We start from the raw sequence: 17,640 nt of genomic DNA, 5'->3' as shown, positions 1-17,640 counted from the left end.
ATTCAGACTGCGATCAACGCGGCACCACCGGCTTGCGCGCAGGTTTGCCGCCCTTACCCTTGGCTGCATCGGCACGCTCCTTGGCGGCCTGCTTGTTGCGCGCCTGCGCGGCGGCCTTGGCTTGCTCACGTTTGTCCCACGGGTTGCTGCCGTCACTGCCGCGCGGTGGCAGGCCGGTGTGCTGGGTGAGGATCTTCGTGGTGGTTTCCTTGGCGACCTTGTGGCTGCCGGCCGGCGTCGAGTTCTTGCGACGCGCGCTCTGGTAGCTGTCGGTGCTCGGCTGGTGCAGCGGGATCAGTTGGTCCTTGCCTGGCCCGATCAGGTCGGCACGGCCCATGCGGGTCAGTGCTTCACGCAGCATTGGCCAGCCTTTCGGGTCGTGGTAACGCAGGAACGCCTTGTGCAGACGGCGCTGCTCTTCGCTCTTGACGATGGTCACCGCGTCGCTCTTATAGGTGACCTTGCGCAGTGGGTTCTTGCCCGAGTGGTACATCGCGGTGGCGGTGGCCATCGGCGACGGGTAGAACGCCTGCACCTGGTCGGCACGGAAACCGTTGCCCTTGAGCCACAGGGCCAGGTTCATCATGTCTTCATCGGTGGTGCCGGGGTGAGCGGCGATGAAGTAAGGAATCAGGTACTGCTCCTTGCCCGCTTCCTTGGTGTACTTCTCGAACATGCGCTTGAACTTGTCATAGCTGCCAATGCCCGGTTTCATCATCTGGTTGAGCGGACCTTCCTCGGTGTGTTCCGGGGCAATCTTGAGGTAGCCACCGACGTGGTGGGTAACCAGCTCTTTCACATATTCCGGCGACTCAACGGCCAAGTCATAGCGCAGGCCGGAAGCGATCAGGATTTTCTTCACACCCGGCAACGCACGGGCGCTGCGATACAGTTGGATCAGCGACGAGTGGTCGGTGTTCAGGTTCGGGCAGATGCCCGGGAACACGCACGACGGCTTACGGCACGCGGATTCGATTTCCGGGCTCTTGCAGGCGATGCGGTACATGTTCGCGGTTGGGCCGCCGAGGTCGGAGATCACGCCGGTAAAGCCCGGCACTTTGTCACGGATCTCTTCGATTTCGCGGATGATCGATTCTTCGGAACGGTTCTGGATGATGCGGCCTTCGTGCTCGGTGATCGAGCAGAAGGTGCAGCCGCCAAAGCAGCCACGCATGATGTTCACCGAGAAACGGATCATGTCGTAGGCCGGGATCTTTTCCTTGCCATACGCCGGGTGTGGGACACGTGCGTAAGGCATGCCGAACACGTAGTCCATTTCTTCGGTGGTCATCGGAATGGGCGGCGGGTTGAACCACACGTCCACTTCACCGTGTTTCTGCACCAGGGCGCGGGCGTTGCCTGGGTTGGTTTCCAGGTGCAACACGCGGTTGGCGTGGGCGTAGAGCACGGCGTCACCCCGGACTTTTTCCACCGACGGCAGGCGGATCACGGTCTTGTCGCGGGTCATGCGCGGGCTGGCCAGGATCTGTACGACCTTGGCTTCTTCCGGGTCATCCACCGGCCCCTTCTCTTGCTCGATGGCGCAAGCCTGGGTGTCCTGGGTGTTGACGTACGGGTTGATGATCTTGTCGATCTTGCCCGGGCGGTCGATACGCGTTGAGTCCACTTCATACCAGCCCACTGGCGTGTCGCGACGAATGAACGCGGTGCCGCGCACGTCGGTGATGTCTTCGATCTTGTGGCCCCACGACAGGCGCTGGGCAACTTCGACAATGGCGCGTTCGGCGTTGCCGTACAGCAGGATATCGGCGGTGGCGTCGATCAGGATCGAGTTGCGCACGCGGTCCTGCCAGTAGTCATAGTGGGCGATGCGGCGCAGGGAGGCTTCGATGCCACCCAACACGATCGGCACGTTCTTGTAGGCTTCCTTGCAACGCTGGCTGTACACCAGGCTCGCACGGTCCGGGCGTTTGCCGGCCATGCCGCCAGGAGTGTAGGCGTCGTCGGAACGGATCTTTTTATCGGCGGTGTAGCGGTTGATCATCGAGTCCATGTTGCCGGCCGCGACGCCGAAGAACAGGTTCGGCTCGCCGAGCTTCATGAAGTCGTCTTTGGACTGCCAGTTCGGCTGGGCAATGATCCCGACGCGGAAGCCTTGGGACTCCAACAGCCGGCCGATGATCGCCATGCCGAATGACGGGTGGTCAACATACGCATCACCGGTGACGATGATGATGTCACAGGAATCCCAGCCAAGCTGATCCATCTCCTCCCTGCTCATCGGCAGGAATGGCGCTGGGCCGAAACATTCGGCCCAGTACTTGGGATAGTCAAATAACGGCTTGGCTGTTTGCATGACGGTGACCGGTGTTGAGATGAAAAATCGCGGGCGCGGAATATAGCACAAATTTTGACCAATTCCGACGGTAATGGTCGGAATTGAGCAGACGGACTATTCGTCGTCGTCGAAGTTGTAGCTGCCTGGCGCGAGGTTTTCGAAGCGGGTGTACTTACCGATGAAGGCCAGGCGGATAAAGCCGATGGGGCCGTTCCGCTGTTTGCCGATGATGATCTCGGCGATGCCCTTGTGCTCGGTCTCGGGGTGATACACCTCGTCGCGGTACACGAACATGATCACGTCAGCATCCTGCTCGATTGCTCCGGATTCCCGCAAGTCGGAGTTCACCGGGCGCTTGTTGGGACGTTGTTCCAGGGAGCGGTTGAGCTGGGACAGCGCCACCACCGGGCAGTTGAATTCTTTGGCCAGGGCTTTCAAGGACCGGGAGATCTCGGAAATCTCGTTGGTCCGGCTGTCACCGCTGGAACCCGGAATCTGCATCAACTGCAGGTAGTCGATCATGATCAGCGCGATGTCGCCATGTTCACGCGCCAGGCGGCGAGTCCGCGCACGCATCTCCGAAGGGCTGATGCCCGCGGTGTCGTCGATGAACAACTTGCGGTCATTGAGCAGGTTGACCGCCGAGGTCAGGCGCGGCCAGTCGTCATCATCCAGTTGGCCGGAACGCACTTTGGTCTGGTCGATACGACCCAGGGACGAAAGCATCCGCATGATCAGCGATTCACCTGGCATCTCCAGGGAGTACACCAGGACGGTTTTGTCGCTGCGCAACACGGCGTTTTCCACCAGGTTCATCGCAAAGGTGGTCTTACCCATGGAGGGACGGCCGGCGACGATGATCAAGTCGGAAGGCTGCAAGCCGCTGGTTTTTTCGTCAAGGTCGGCATAACCGGTGGAAATACCGGTGATGGCCGCGTCGGTGTTGAACAGCGTGTCGATACGGTCGATGGCCTTGGTCAACAGCTCGTTGACGCCTACCGGGCCGCCGGTTTTCGGGCGGGCCTCGGCGATCTGGAAGATCTGCCGTTCGGCTTCATCGAGGATCTCTTCGGCCGTGCGCCCTTCCGGGTTGAAGGCGCTGTCGGCGATCTCGGTGCTGATGCCGATCAACTGGCGCAGCGTGGCCCGCTGGCGGACGATCTGGGCATAGGCCTTGATGTTGGCGACGGACGGCGTGTTTTTCGCAAGCTCACCGAGGTAACCCAGGCCGCCGACCTGGGAGGTCTGGCCTTCCTTGTCCAGCTGCTCGGCCAGGGTCACTACGTCGATCGGCGAGTTCTGGTCGGCCAGCTTGGCGATGGCGCGGAAAATCAGGCGGTGGTCATGGCGATAGAAGTCACCGTCCGAGACTTGATCCAGCACGCGTTCCCAGGCGTTGTTGTCCAGCATCAAACCACCGAGCACGGCCTGTTCGGCCTCGATGGAATGCGGCGGCACCTTCAGGGCAGCGGTTTGCAGATCGTATTGCTCAGGAGCTGAAATATCGTTCATGGCCACTTGGAATTAGGGGTGTGTAGAAAAACAAAAGGCACGACCTGTAAACAGGATCGTGCCCGATGTTAACCGCCTGACACCGGGGGTGCCAGTCAGTTAGCTTGCTTTAAGCTGCTACCACGACAACGCGTACGGTGGCTTCAACTTCGGCGTGCAGATGCACGGCTACGTCGAATTCGCCTACGTTGCGGATGGTGCCGTTCGGCAGACGAACTTCGCTCTTCTGCACTTCAACGCCGGAGGCGGTCAGTGCATCAGCGATGTCGTGGGTGCCGATCGAACCGAACAGTTTGCCTTCGTCACCGGCAGTGGCAGTGATAGTCACTTCCAGCTCAGCCAGTTGGGCAGCGCGAGTTTCGGCCGAAGCTTTTTTGTCTGCTGCTGCTTTTTCCAGCTCAGCACGACGCTCTTCAAACGCGGCCAGGTTGGCAGCGGTTGCAGCGGTGGCTTTGCCGTATGGCAGCAGGTAGTTACGACCGTAACCGGCCTTAACGTTCACTTTGTCGCCCAGGTTGCCCAGGTTGGCGACTTTTTCCAGAAGGATCAGTTGCATGTGAAAATCCTCTAACTTTTAACCTTCACCGTTCGCGTTATCGGCGTCTTTCGACGCCAGACGACCGCGAAAATCAATCAGGCCGTCGACAATGGCCAAAACCACGAGTAACGGATAGATCAGTTGCATGAATAACAGCATCGTTACGTACATCCCCACCAGCCAGAACTTGGCCAGGCGCTTCTGCGCGACCAGCCCGTGAATCAGGGCCAGTCCGGAAAACACCAGCGGTACGCTGCAAAACAACACCAGCAAGGTGGCTTGTGAACCGAAGGACGGTCCGACCACCATGAGTGCCAGCAACAACATCGCCGGGCCCACGGGGATTCTGATACTGCGAAACTCGCGACCAAAACCACCCGGGTTGTACAACAACGCCTGCCAATACCGCCCAAGCATCAGGCTCAGCAAACTGACGATCTGCATCATTACCGCCATCAGGCCGATCAGGGCCGGTGCAATCAGTGTTGCCAGTCGCGCTCGCTCTTCTACCGACAGCTGCTGGTAGAGTTCCCCGAGGGCCATCGGCAGGATCTTGACGATCTCTTGCGACAGCGCCTCGATCTGCGGGCGGAAAGCCGCGTCAATCAACACCGAAAACACCAACCCCAATGCCACGCTGACCAGCAGCGTGCGGACCCAGGACTCACTTGCGCGCAAAACCAACGCAAGGCTCGACGACCCCAGCAGCACCAGAAGCACTTTGGGTTCGCCCAGTTGCAGCCACCAGATCAAGGCGGCCACGATTCCCAGGGCCAGGATGCCAACGGCATCCTGCAAACCGCGCCGCAGGAGCACAAGGCATCCAGCGGCGGCAGCCAACCAATACAACAACGGCAATGCTGCACATCCAGCCACTACGAGAGTGGCCTGCACACGACCGCGCATGATGAACTCAGCTAAGGCGCGCATGCATTCAATCCCTTACTACTTGTCGACTGCCCGGTCTCAGCGGCCGTGGCTGTCGGTGTAGGCCAGCAGGGCCAGGAAGCGGGCGCGCTTGATAGCGGTGGCCAGCTGACGCTGATAACGTGCTTTGGTACCGGTGATACGGCTTGGAACGATTTTGCCGGTCTCGGATACGTAGGCTTTCAGAGTGTTGAGATCTTTGTAATCGATCTCTTTCACGTCTTCAGCGGTGAAGCGGCAGAATTTACGACGACGGAAGAAACGTGCCATTTGATAGGCTCCTTAAAAGGTCCGTGGATTACTCGTCAGCGTTATCGCTGTTGTCGCTGTCATCACTATCAGCGCTATCAGCGCCTTCGTGCTCAGGACGGTCGCGACGCTCACGGCGCTCACTGCGGTTTTCTTCAGCCTTGAGCATCTCGGATTGGCCGGTAACGGCTTCTTCGCGACGGATGACCAGGTTACGGATCACTGCATCGTTGTAGCGGAAGTTGTCTTCCAGCTCGGCCAGGGCCTTGCCAGTGCACTCAACGTTCAGCATCACGTAGTGAGCCTTGTGAACATTGTTGATTGCGTAGGCCAGTTGACGACGGCCCCAATCTTCCAGACGGTGGATTTTGCCGCCGTCTTCTTCGATCAGCTTGGTGTAACGCTCAACCATGCCGCCGACTTGCTCGCTTTGATCCGGGTGGACCAAAAAGATGATTTCGTAATGACGCATGAATGCTCCTTACGGGTTGTAGCCTGCCGCTCAAAAACGGTCAGACAAGGAGTGAATGACACTTATGGATCTTGCCACAGGGAGGCACATCGGTGCCTGCCAGGACGGCAAGGGGCGCAATAGTAGAGGAGCAGGGGGGAAGCTGCAAGCTGCAAGCTACAAGTGGTCAACCACCTTGCTTCTGACTTGCAGCTCGAAGCTTAAGACTTGCGCGAAGCGACTACCTTTTTGGCACCGCGCTGGCGCCGGGCTTCAAACAGGCAGACGCCAGTGGCAACTGACACGTTGAGGCTGCTGACGCTACCGGCCATCGGCAGATGCACCAGGTAATCGCAATGCTCGCGGGTCAGGCGACGCATGCCTTTGCCTTCGGCGCCCATGATCAGGATGGTCGGGCCGGTGAGGTCTTGGTCATAAATACTGACCTCGGCCTCGCCTGCCGTGCCCACGACCCACAGGCCGCGCTGCTGGAGCTTCTCAAGAGTGCGCGCCAGGTTGGTCACGGCCACCAGCGGAATCACTTCCGCCGCACCACAGGCTACTTTACGCACAACTGGCGTCAGGGTTGCCGACTTGTCTTTAGGCACGATCACCGCCAGCGCGCCGGCAGCGTCCGCCGAACGCAGGCAGGCACCGAGGTTGTGCGGATCGGTCACGCCGTCCAGCACCAGCAGCAACGGCGCACCTTCGGTACGGTCGAGCAACTCGTCGAGCATCGCCTCGCCCCAGACCTGGCTCGGGCTGACGTCCGCGACCACGCCCTGGTGGACGCCTTCGACCCACACGTCCATCTCACGACGCTCGGCCTGACCGATGGCAACCTTGTTTTGGGTGGCCAGTTCAACCAGCGCTTGCACGCGCGGCTCGCTGCGGCCTTCGGCCAGCCACACTTGCTTGACGCGTTTAGGATGGTGACGCAGCAGTGCCTCTACGGCGTGAACGCCGTAGATTTTTTCCAGACTCATGACTTGGCCTTAGGTTTGCGCGACCCGCCGCTTTTCGCGGGGGCCGAACCCGCTTTGGGCGGGCCTTTACGGTGTTTACTTGGCTTGCTCGACGGATTTTCGGCCCCGCGGGACTTTCCCCCAGACGCCGCTTTACCACCGCTTTTGGCTTCGTTGAGCAACTGCTGCTTCAACTCGCGGCTCTTGCGCAGCTCGGCGTTTTTCGCCGCAGCGTCGCTTGGACGGTAGGCTTCGGGAGCCTTTTCCTTGGTCGACGAGCGGCGGCCGGCCTTGGCGGGTGCAGGCTCGGCGGCCGCTGCTTTAGCAGGCGCGGCCTTGCCTTTGCTGGTCGGTTCGCTGCCACGTTTTTTACGGTTGCCCGGCGACTCGGCCGGCTTGTCGGACATGCCGAAGTCGATCTTGCGTTCGTCGAGATCGACGCGCATGACCTGCACTTCCACGGTATCGCCAAGACGGAAGCTACGACCGGTGCGCTCGCCCGCCAAACGGTGGTGCACAGGGTCGAAGTGGTAGTAGTCACCCGGCAAGGCGGTGACGTGCACCAGGCCTTCGACGTAGATGTCGGTCAGTTCGACAAACAGACCAAAACCGGTCACGGCCGTGATCACGCCTGGGAACGTCTCGCCAACGCGGTCTTTCATGAATTCGCACTTGAGCCAGTTCACCACATCGCGGGTGGCCTCGTCAGCGCGGCGCTCGCTCATGGAACACTGCTCGCCCAGCTGTTCCAGGGCCGCTTCGTCGTACGGATAGATCCGTGCTTTCGGAATGGTCATGGCACCGGCGCGCTTGACGTGCGGGGTGTTCTGCTTGGAGTGGATCACGCTGCGGATCGCGCGGTGCGTGAGCAGGTCCGGGTAACGACGGATCGGTGAGGTGAAGTGGGTGTACGCCTCGTAATTCAGGCCGAAATGGCCCTGATTATCAGCGCTGTACACCGCCTGGCTCAGAGAGCGCAGCATGACGGTCTGGATCACGTGGTAATCCGGACGGTCCTTGATGCTTGCCAGCAATGCCTGGTAATCCTTCGGCGTCGGGCCGTCCTTGCCTTTGTGCAGGGACAGGCCGAGCTCGCCAAGGAACGCGCGCAGTTTTTCCAGGCGCTCCGGCGGCGGGCCGTCGTGCACGCGGTACAAGGCTGGAATCTCATGCTTCTTCAGGAATTCGGCGGTGGCCACGTTGGCCGCCAGCATGCATTCCTCGATCAGCTTGTGTGCATCGTTACGCGTGGTCGGGGTAATCGCGGCGATCTTGCGCTCGGAACCGAAGACAATCCGGGTTTCCTGGGTTTCAAAATCGATTGCGCCACGGGTATGACGTGCGCCCAGCAACACCTTGTACAGTGCGTAAAGCTGCTTGAGGTGCGGCACTACGCCAGCGTATTCGCTACGCAGGGCTTTGGCTTCGCTGGTCTTCGGCGTTTCCAGGATGGTGCTGACCTTGTTGTAGGTCAGACGCGCCTGGGAGTGGATCACCGCCTCATAGAACTGGTAGTCGGTCATTTCGCCGGTTTTCGAGATGGTCATCTCGCACACCATGGCCAAACGATCGACTTTCGGGTTCAGGGAGCACAGGCCGTTGGACAGCTGCTCAGGCAGCATCGGGATCACGCGCTCAGGGAAGTACACGGAGTTGCCGCGCACCTGAGCTTCGTTATCCAGGGCAGAACCGATTTTCACGTAGCTGGACACGTCGGCAATCGCGACGAACAACTTCCAACCACCGGAGAACAGGCGCAGCTTGCCGGGTTTGGCTTCGCAGTAAACCGCATCGTCAAAGTCGCGGGCGTCTTCGCCGTCGATGGTGACGAACGGCAGATGGCGCAGGTCGATGCGTTTTTCTTTGTCTTTCTCTTCCACTTCAGGCTTGAGCTTGCCGGCTTCTTTGAGCACAGCCTCAGGCCAGACATGAGGAATATCGTAGGTGCGCAGGGCAACGTCGATTTCCATGCCCGGCGCCATGTAATTGCCGACCACTTCAACAATGTCGCCTTGCGGCTGGAAGCGCGCCGTTGGCCAATGGGTGATTTTCACCTCGACGAACTGGCCGACCTTGGCGGCACCGTTGCGACCCGGGGTGATCAGCACTTCCTGCTGGACCTTCGGGTTATCCGGCACGACAAAGCCGATGCCGCCTTCTTCGAAGTAACGGCCGACGATGGACTCGTGGGCACGGGACACCACTTCGACGATCACGCCTTCACGACGACCGCGCCGATCCAGGCCGCAAACGCGTGCCAGAGCACGGTCGCCATCGAACACCAGGCGCATTTGCGCCGGGCTCATGAACAGGTCATCGCTGCCGTCGTCCGGGATCAGGAAGCCGAAACCGTCTCGGTGACCAGCAATGCGGCCCAGGATCAGGTCGAGCTTATCCACAGGCGCGTAGGTGCCACGGCGGGTGTAGATCAGTTGAGCGTCGCGCTCCATGGCACGCAAACGGCGGCGCAGGGCTTCGAGCTGGTCTTCGGTGGTCAGACCGAACTCTTCAACCAACTGCTCACGGCTAGCAGGCGAACCCCGATCGGCGAGGTGCGCCAGGATCAGTTCGCGGCTAGGAATAGGGTTTTCATATTTTTCCGCTTCACGAGCGGCCTCGGGATCGAGGGACTGCCAATCGGCCATTAGAGAGTTTTCACCTTGTCTATATGCGGGTTAGTTTGGCATACGCGTATTGAAACGGGAAATTTCAGACGCCGACAAGCCTTTAAAAGCCCTTTGCAGCCCCCGCCGCACACCTTGCACGACCACTGGCGAAATTTTCCAGGCTTTTTTCATAGCAGGGCTTTACAGCTTAAATTCCCCTCCGTATAGTGCGCGCCATCGACGACGGCAACGTTGTTGATGCTGCCCAGGTGGTGAAATTGGTAGACACGCCAGCTTCAGGTGCTGGTGATCGCAAGGTCGTGGAAGTTCGAGTCTTCTCCTGGGCACCACATTCAGATCAAACCCGCGAAAGCGGGTTTTTTCGTTTCAGGCCTTTGATTTTTAACAGAAAACTTGATTTATTTTTTCGAATCAGGGGTTTACAGATCAAAAAGCCCTCCGTATAGTTCGTCCCATCAACAGCGCAAGCGCTGCTGATAATGCCCAGGTGGTGAAATTGGTAGACACGCCAGCTTCAGGTGCTGGTGATCGCAAGGTCGTGGAAGTTCGAGTCTTCTCCTGGGCACCAAATTCAGATCAAACCCGCGAAAGCGGGTTTTTTCGTTTCCGGGGCTTGAAAACCTTGGCCGGAAACTATCCCGGCGATTTGCCCCCTCGCCCGCACCTGAGAAACTTTATCGTTTATCCTTGTAAGTATTTGTTGCATACAAGTGAGGAACAACCCGGATGATGCTCCGCGATACCCATCTCAAGACATCCCTTCTGCGTGGCCTGACCATCACTCTGCTCGGCCTGACCCTGCTCTCGCCCACTGCCTATTCCGCCGACAAGGTTTCCCTGACCCTGTACAACGGCCAGCATAAAGAAGTCGGCGATGAACTCGCCAAGGCCTTCGAAGCCAAGACCGGCATCCACGTCAACGTGCGCAAAGGCAGCAGTAACCAGCTCGCCAGCCAAGTCGTGGAAGAAGGCGATCGCTCGCCTGCCGACGTGATCTACACCGAAGAATCGCCACCGCTGAACAAACTCGGCGAACAAGGCCTGCTGGCCAAGATCGACGCCAGCACTCTCGATGTATTGCCCAAGGATTATGTCGGCGCCAATGGCGACTGGATGGGCGTGACCGCGCGCACCCGCGTCGTGGCGTTCAACCCGAAATTGATCGCGGAAAAAGACCTACCCAACTCGGTACTGGATTTTGCCGGTCCCGAGTGGCAAGGCAAGGTCGGCTTCGTGCCGACCAGCGGGGCCTTCCAGGAACAGGCCGTGGCGATCATCAAACTGCACGGTCGCGAAGCGGCTGAAGAATGGCTGACCGGCCTGCGCGCCTTCGGCAAGGTGTACAGCAACAACATGGTTGCGCTGAAAGCCGTCGAAAACGGCGAAGTGGCCACCGTATTGGTGAACAACTACTACTGGTTCGCCTTGAAGAAAGAAAAGACCAACCTGGATTCCCAACTGCACTACTTCACCAATGGCGACGCCGGCGGCTTGATCACGGTGTCTTCGGCTGCGGCGCTGAAATCCAGCAAGCATCCCAAGGAAGCCCAGCAATTGCTCGCATTCATGGCCAGTGAAGAAGGCCAGCGCGTGATCACCAACACCTCGGCCGAATACCCGCTGCGCAAGGGTATGGAATCGAACCGCGGCCTGAAGCCTTTCAGCGAGCTGCAACCGCCGAAAGTCACCCCAGCGGACCTGGGCAACGCCGAAGAAGCCCTGGACCTGGAACGTGACGTTGGCTTGAACTGATGAACCCACCGCTACCCACCCCCGCCTTGCGTGGAGGGTTGCGCCCAAGGCGCAAGCGCCCTTCGATCTGGCTGTTGCTGCCCGTAGTGTTCCTGGTGGGCTTGAGCCTGCTGCCCCTGGTCTATGTCGGGCTCAAAGCCTGGCAAGCTGGCTGGGCTGAGGCGGTGCACCTGCTTTGGCGGCCGTATGTGTTCGGGCTGCTGCGCAACACCTTGGCGCTGATGGTCGGGGTGACGGTGGCGTGTGGCGTGATTGGCTTGTCCCTGGCCTGGCTGCTGGAACGCAGTAACCTGCCGGGGCGGCGCATCTGGGGCGTGATCCTGTGCCTCCCGTTTGCGGTGCCGGCGTTTGTCAGCAGCTTCACCTGGGTGTCCCTGAGTGCCAACTTCGAAGGGCTGGGCGGGGCGATCCTGGTGATGAGCCTGTCCAAGTACCCGCTGGTGTTTTTGCCGGTGGCGGCAACATTGCGCAATCTTGATCCCTCCCTGGAAGAATCGGCCCGCACCCTGGGACTGAACCGGTGGGGCGTATTCTTTCGCATAACTTTGCCTCTGCTGTGGCCGTCGCTGCTGGCCGGCGCACTGTTGATCGCGCTGCACATGCTGGTGGAATTCGGCGCACTGTCGATCATCGGGTTGCAGACATTTACCACCGCGATCTACCAGCAATTCGAACTGGAATTCAGCAATGCGAATGCCGCGATGCTGTCGGCGGTGCTGCTGGTGATGTGCCTGACGCTGCTGTGGCTGGAGCTGCGCGTACGCGGCAAGGGCCGGCATGTGCGCATCGGCCAGGGCGCGGCGCGGCATGCCGAGCAGGTTCGACTGGGCAAGTGGGCGCCACTGGGTCAGGTGTATTGCCTGGTATTGGCGATCATCGGCAGCGGCATTCCGCTGGGCATGCTCGGGTATTGGCTGGCAGTCGGTTCGTCGGCTGCGTTTCCGGTGGCCGAGATCGGTGAGGCGTTGCTGTCTTCCCTGGCACTTTCGCTGGGCGGCGCCGCACTGTGCCTGGTGCTGGCGGTACCGGTGGGGTTATTGGTGGTGCGCTACAAAGGCCAACTGGCGATTTGGGCTGAACGCTTGCCGTACCTGCTGCATGCGCTGCCCGGCCTGGTGATTGCGCTGACCCTGGTGTACTTCGCGCTGCACTACGTGCCGGCGCTGTACCAGACTTCGGCATTGCTGTTGATTGCTTATGCGCTGTTGTTTCTGCCATTGGCCCAGGCGCCGATTCGCACCGCCTTGAACAAGGCCGCCCCGCAACTGGAAGAAGCCGCGCGCACGCTCGGCGCTTCATCGTTCAGCGCGTTTTGCCGGGTGACGCTGCCGATCATCTTCCCAGCGTTGGGCGCGGCGTTTGCGCTGGTGTTCCTGGATGCGATGAAGGAATTGACGGCGACGCTGCTGCTCAGCCCGACGGGGTTGAATACCTTGGCGACGGCGGTGTGGGCGCACACTTCGAATGTGGAATTTGCGGCGGCGGCGCCCTATGCGGCGTTGTTGATTCTGGTGTCGGGGTTGCCGGTGTACCTGCTGACGACCCGGATGTATCTGAGCCGCTGAGAGCGCTATCGCCGGCAAGCCCGAGTCCCACACTTGGAATGCATTCCAAGGTGGGAGCCGGGCTTGCCCGCGATGACGCCGGAACAGGCGATGCTAGGCCCGGAACTGCCCCAGGCTTGCCTTCAATTGCGCCGCCAACCCATCCAACACCTTGCCACTGGCCGTCGTCTCCACCACCGCCTGCGCAGCACGCTCAGCCTGAGCGTGGATCACTTCAACGCGACCACGCACCGCATGGGCGCCCTGGGCCTGATGTTCGGCCGCGCGCGTCGCCAAGCCAATCGCGGCATGCACCTGCTCCACCGAAGCCTGCACCGTCTGCTGCAAGCGCACGCTGTCGCGCAGCACCAGCAAACCTTCACTGGCCTGGCGCCCGGCCTTGCCGATGGTTTCTACCGCCTCACGCGCGCCCTGTTGCAACGCCACGATATGCGCCTGGATATCGCCGGTGGAGCTTTGGGTCTTGCTCGCAAGCGCCCGCACTTCGTCCGCCACCACGGCAAAACCGCGTCCGGTTTCACCGGCACGCGCCGCCTCGATTGCGGCGTTGAGTGCCAGCAAGTTGGTTTGCTCGGCAATGCCGTGGATCACGGTCAGCACCACTTCGATCTGCTGGCTTTGCTGGGCCAGACGCTCGATGACCGTGGAACCTGCCTGCACCTGGCCCGCCAACGCTTCGATCAAACTGCCGACCTGCGCCGAGGTACGCGAGTTCTCGTCGGTGGCCTGTCGAATATCCACCACTTGCTGCAATGCCGCCTGCATCGCATGGCTCTCGGCCTGTGCCTCATCGGCCATTTGCGACAGCGCGCGCAAGCTTTCGGCCACTTCGTCGCGCTGCAAGCCGGCCGCCGCGTCGGCACCGGCATTGCGCAAGGTCATGGCGCCGATTTCCACACCGGTCCGCTGGGCCACATCCCCTGCTTCGCGCACGATGGGCTGCAACTTATCCACGAAGCGATTGACCGCCGAAGCCATGTCGCCGATTTCGTCCTTGCTGCTGATCTGCACGCGCTTGGTGAGGTCACCCTCGCCCGCCGCCAAATCATCCATGGCGGCGATCAGCAGCTTCAGGCGAGTAACCACACGGCGGCCCAGCACGATAGCGATCAACAGCAATACGCCTAGACCAACCAGCGCAAGCCCCATGCCGATGCGCCAGCGCAAGGTGCCAGCAGCGTCCTGCACGGCACTGGTGGTGTTGGCGGTCATTTGGGTGGCAGTCGCCTGCGCGGATTGCAGGCGGGCGCCCATGGCGGCAGCGCTGTCGGATGCTGCTCCTTTGAGGCTATCGCCTACCAGCTGATCACCGCTGGCGATCAGCGCTGCAAAACGCTTGTCGAGCGCTTGCAGATCCGCTTCAACCGACGCGGTCGAAACACCCATGCGGACTTTGCCGATCTCGACCCCATTGGGGCTGATGGATGCTTCGACGTAGTAAACAGAAGGGTCGCTCTTAGCCGCATCCAGCACTTTATCCAGTGCACGGTCACCCGCGCCCTTTGCCAGCAGCGCCTGGTTGATGGGGTTTTCACGGTTAAGGTAGCGGGTCAGATGCTCACCCGCCGCGTCGTCATAGACCACGAACAGCACGTTGGGATTGCGCTGGGCACGCCGGGCGAACTCCGACAGCGTCGGCACGTCGCTGTCCCACATGGCACGCGGCGCCACCGAGGCCAGCAGTTGCGCCATATCATTGGCGGAGTCCTGCAGGTCTTTTTCCAGAGTCGCACGCAGTTGCTTCTGTTCTTCCTGCAAGCGGGTCGAAAGCCCTGCCGTCAGACGCTGACGCGTGCTGGTAGACAGGCTCTCCAAGCTGGACGTGACTTCCTTGCCCGCCTGCGCCAGTTCGCCAGACAGTTTCTGGCTGTCGACACTCAGGCGATTGCCTAAATCGGCTTCCAGCGCCGAGACCGTGCTACGTGTGAGGGCAACTGCCACCAGCACTTGCACCAAAAGAGCGATACCTAGGGTAACGAACACCGGCCGCAACAGACGGCTTTGTAACAATGAGAGAACGGCAGACATCTGGGAATCCCTCCACCACGGGTGCCATTAATTTGATAGCACCGCGAAAGAAAGAAGCAAAGCAAGGGTCGTGCCGCCCATGCGGCAGAAACGACAAAGGGCTCCCGAAGGAACCCTTTGCTTTTTACATCAACAGCTTATTAAGCGAACGGGTGACGAAGAACGATGGTTTCGTTACGGTCCGGACCTGTCGAAATAATGTCGATCGGCGCGCCGATCAGCGCTTCAATACGCTTGATATAGCTACGTGCGTTAGCTGGCAGCTCTTCCAGGGTCTTGGCGCCCACGGTCGATTCGGTCCAGCCCGGCACTTCTTCGTACACTGGCTGCAGGCCGACGTAGCTATCGGCGTCGGTCGGGGCAACATCATTACCGTTTGCGTCTTTGTAGCCGATGCAGATATTGATGGCTTCCAGACCGTCGAGTACGTCCAGCTTGGTCAGGCAGATGCCCGAGATGCTGTTCACATCGATAGCGCGACGCAGGATAACGGCGTCGAACCAGCCGCAACGACGAGCACGGCCGGTAGTTGCACCGAACTCGTGACCTTGCTTGGCGAGGTGGGCACCGACGTCGTCGAACAGCTCAGTCGGGAACGGGCCCGAACCTACGCGAGTGGTGTAAGCCTTGGTGATGCCCAGGATGTAGTCCAGGAACATCGGGCCCACGCCCGAACCGGTCGCAACGCCACCGGCGGTGGTGTTGGAGCTGGTCACGTACGGGTAGGTGCCGTGGTCGATGTCCAGCAGCGAACCTTGGGCGCCTTCGAACATGATGTCTTTGCCGGCGCGACGCAGGTCGTGCAGTTCGGCAGTGACGTCCAGCATCAGCGGCTTGAGCAGCTCAGCGTATTCCTTGCACTCGGCCAGGGTCTTTTCGAACTCGATGGCCGGTTCTTTGTAGTAACCGACCAGCATGAAGTTGTGGTAATCCACCAGTTCACGCAGCTTGTCTTCAAAGCGCGGCATGTTGAGCAGGTCGCCCACACGCAGGCCACGACGTGCAACCTTGTCTTCGTAGGCCGGGCCGATGCCGCGACCGGTGGTACCAATCTTCAGCTCGCCACGGGCCTTCTCACGAGCCTGGTCCAGCGCAACGTGGAAGGACAGGATCAGCGGGCAGGACGGGCTGATACGCAGGCGCTCGCGCACCGGTACGCCTTTCTCTTCCAGCTTGGTGATCTCACGCAGCAGGGCGTCAGGTGCAACAACAACGCCGTTGCCGATCAGGCACTGCACGCCTTCGCGCAGTACGCCCGATGGGATCAGGTGCAAGACGGTTTTTTCGCCATCGATGACCAGGGTGTGGCCAGCGTTGTGGCCACCTTGGTAGCGCACTACGGCGGCAGCATGTTCGGTCAGCAGATCAACGATCTTGCCTTTGCCCTCATCACCCCATTGGGTGCCCAGGACTACGACATTCTTACCCATAACACTTGTCCTCATTCGCGCAAACTTGGTGCCGGCGATGGCCGGCAGGAAAACTCAAGAAGCCAGTGGCGATACTTGCCAAAGCCCGTTCTGCAGAATCAATTGCCGGTCGCAGTCCGCATCACGGGCGGCGGCCAATGGCTGCCCAGGCAAGGCCTGGACGACACGCTGACCCTCACTGCGCAACTGGCAAACCTGCTGCCAGAGTGCTGCGTCCGTACTGTCGGGCATCCAGATGCCACCAGACGGCAGCTCGACCTCAGCACGCCCCAGGGTCACCAGGGTTTTCAAATCGGTGGAAAAACCAGTGGCCGGACGCGCACGACCGAAGTCGGCGCCGATATCGTCATAACGACCACCCTGGGCGATGGCTTGGCCAACACCCGATACAAATACAGCGAACACCACACCGGTGTGGTAGTGGTAGCCGCGCAACTCACCCAGGTCAAAGTACAGCGGCAGCTCCGGGAAGCGCGCCGACAACTGCTCGGCAATCGCCAGTACGTCGTCCAGTGCCGCCAGCACCCGCGCCGGCGCGTTGGCCAGGCGCTCACGCGCGGCCACCAGCACTTCACGGCCACCACACAGGTTGACCAGTGCACGCAGCATGTCAGCCAGATCGGCAGGCACACTCGCCGTCAGGGCAATCACTTCATCGATGGCCTTGCGTTGCAGGGCATCAAACAGCTGTTGTTCTACTTCACCGGACAAACCGGCCGCACGGGCCAGGCCACGGTAGATCCCCACGTGGCCCAGGTCCATGTGGACATCCGGCACATCGGCCAGTTGCAGCATGGCCAGCATCAAGCTGATCACTTCAACGTCGCTGCTCGGGCTGGCATCGCCGTACAACTCGGCACCCAACTGGATCGGGCTACGGGACGACGACAACGCGCGCGGCTGTGCATGCAGCACGCTACCGGCGTAGCACAGACGGCTCGGACCTTCTCGGCGCAGGGTGTGCGCATCGATACGCGCCACTTGCGGCGTGATGTCGGCACGGAAACCCATTTGCCGGCCCGATTGCGGGTCGATGACCTTGAAGGTGCGCAGATCCAGGTCCTGGCCCGCGCCGGTCAGCAGGGATTCCAGGTACTCGATATGGGGGGTCACCACAAACTCGTAACCCCAGCTCTGGAACAGATCCAACACCTGGCGACGCGCTACTTCAATGCGCGCAGCTTCTGGTGGCAGTACTTCTTCGATGCCATCTGGCAGCAGCCAGCGGTCTACCGTTGCCATTACGCCATTCCCCTTTGATCCGGGCGGCCAGCCCTCGGCCGAGCCTTGAGTAGAG

General features: G+C 60.5%; 13 protein-coding genes and 2 tRNA genes. 4 read left to right on the top strand and 11 right to left on the bottom strand.

What is annotated here, in order from left to right:
- Window positions 1-13 precede the first annotated feature (13 nt).
- From LVW35_RS02615 to rnr, 8 genes are all read right to left on the bottom strand, one after another.
- The gene (locus tag LVW35_RS02615; protein ID WP_028615522.1) at window positions 14-2,317 is read right to left on the bottom strand and encodes a YgiQ family radical SAM protein; all 2,304 of its coding nucleotides are present in this window, start codon (window positions 2,315-2,317) and stop codon (window positions 14-16) included.
- 96 nt (window positions 2,318-2,413) lie between these two features.
- A complete protein-coding gene (dnaB, locus tag LVW35_RS02610; RefSeq protein WP_233893575.1) occupies window positions 2,414-3,811 on the bottom strand; it encodes a replicative DNA helicase in 1,398 nt (465 codons plus the stop codon).
- Between the two features lie 109 nt (window positions 3,812-3,920).
- On the bottom strand, window positions 3,921-4,367 hold the full coding sequence (gene rplI, locus LVW35_RS02605; protein ID WP_003171376.1) for a 50S ribosomal protein L9: 447 nt from the start codon (window positions 4,365-4,367) through the stop codon (window positions 3,921-3,923).
- Window positions 4,368-4,385: 18 nt separating this feature from the next.
- Window positions 4,386-5,279, bottom strand: a complete 894-nt coding sequence (locus LVW35_RS02600) for a hypothetical protein (RefSeq protein ID WP_233893574.1) — start codon at window positions 5,277-5,279, stop codon at window positions 4,386-4,388.
- Between the two features lie 36 nt (window positions 5,280-5,315).
- Window positions 5,316-5,546: a 30S ribosomal protein S18 gene (rpsR, locus tag LVW35_RS02595; protein ID WP_002551829.1), complete on the bottom strand. Its 231-nt coding sequence runs from the start codon at window positions 5,544-5,546 to the stop codon at window positions 5,316-5,318.
- 28 nt (window positions 5,547-5,574) lie between these two features.
- Window positions 5,575-5,997: a 30S ribosomal protein S6 gene (gene rpsF / locus LVW35_RS02590; RefSeq protein WP_003236224.1), complete on the bottom strand. Its 423-nt coding sequence runs from the start codon at window positions 5,995-5,997 to the stop codon at window positions 5,575-5,577.
- A gap of 200 nt (window positions 5,998-6,197) precedes the next feature.
- Complete coding sequence (gene rlmB / locus LVW35_RS02585) at window positions 6,198-6,962, bottom strand: 23S rRNA (guanosine(2251)-2'-O)-methyltransferase RlmB (protein WP_233893573.1); 765 nt, start codon at window positions 6,960-6,962, stop codon at window positions 6,198-6,200.
- On the bottom strand, window positions 6,959-9,586 hold the full coding sequence (gene rnr / locus LVW35_RS02580) for a ribonuclease R (protein WP_233893572.1): 2,628 nt from the start codon (window positions 9,584-9,586) through the stop codon (window positions 6,959-6,961). The genes rlmB and rnr overlap by 4 nt, the downstream gene beginning before the upstream one ends.
- Before the next feature lie 224 nt (window positions 9,587-9,810).
- On the opposite strand from rnr, the gene LVW35_RS02575 reads away from it, so the two are divergent.
- The 4 genes from LVW35_RS02575 to LVW35_RS02560 all read left to right on the top strand — a co-directional run bounded on the left by LVW35_RS02575 (window position 9,811) and on the right by LVW35_RS02560 (window position 12,885).
- Window positions 9,811-9,897: transfer RNA gene (locus tag LVW35_RS02575), tRNA-Leu, on the top strand.
- Between the two features lie 152 nt (window positions 9,898-10,049).
- Window positions 10,050-10,136 (top strand) — tRNA-Leu (locus LVW35_RS02570).
- A 158-nt stretch (window positions 10,137-10,294) separates the two neighbouring features.
- A complete protein-coding gene (locus LVW35_RS02565; protein ID WP_233893571.1) occupies window positions 10,295-11,320 on the top strand; it encodes an extracellular solute-binding protein in 1,026 nt (341 codons plus the stop codon).
- Window positions 11,320-12,885, top strand: coding sequence for an ABC transporter permease (locus LVW35_RS02560; protein ID WP_233893570.1), 1,566 nt, complete (start codon window positions 11,320-11,322; stop codon window positions 12,883-12,885). Before LVW35_RS02565 ends, LVW35_RS02560 begins: the two co-directional genes overlap by 1 nt.
- A gap of 93 nt (window positions 12,886-12,978) precedes the next feature.
- Here the strand turns inward: LVW35_RS02560 and LVW35_RS02555 are convergent, their stop codons facing one another.
- The 3 genes from LVW35_RS02555 to LVW35_RS02545 all read right to left on the bottom strand — a co-directional run bounded on the left by LVW35_RS02555 (window position 12,979) and on the right by LVW35_RS02545 (window position 17,585).
- Complete coding sequence (locus LVW35_RS02555; protein WP_233893569.1) at window positions 12,979-14,913, bottom strand: methyl-accepting chemotaxis protein; 1,935 nt, start codon at window positions 14,911-14,913, stop codon at window positions 12,979-12,981.
- A gap of 140 nt (window positions 14,914-15,053) precedes the next feature.
- The gene (locus LVW35_RS02550; RefSeq protein ID WP_233893568.1) at window positions 15,054-16,343 is read right to left on the bottom strand and encodes an adenylosuccinate synthase; all 1,290 of its coding nucleotides are present in this window, start codon (window positions 16,341-16,343) and stop codon (window positions 15,054-15,056) included.
- Window positions 16,344-16,397: 54 nt separating this feature from the next.
- Window positions 16,398-17,585: an ATP phosphoribosyltransferase regulatory subunit gene (locus tag LVW35_RS02545; protein ID WP_233893567.1), complete on the bottom strand. Its 1,188-nt coding sequence runs from the start codon at window positions 17,583-17,585 to the stop codon at window positions 16,398-16,400.
- Window positions 17,586-17,640: the final 55 nt, after the last annotated feature.

The organism is Pseudomonas sp. HN11 (assembly GCF_021390155.1).
In the GTDB taxonomy this organism is placed as follows: domain Bacteria; phylum Pseudomonadota; class Gammaproteobacteria; order Pseudomonadales; family Pseudomonadaceae; genus Aquipseudomonas.
The sequence above is the reverse complement of the archived record's forward strand: the minus strand, read 5'-3'. Positions and strand labels throughout refer to the sequence as shown.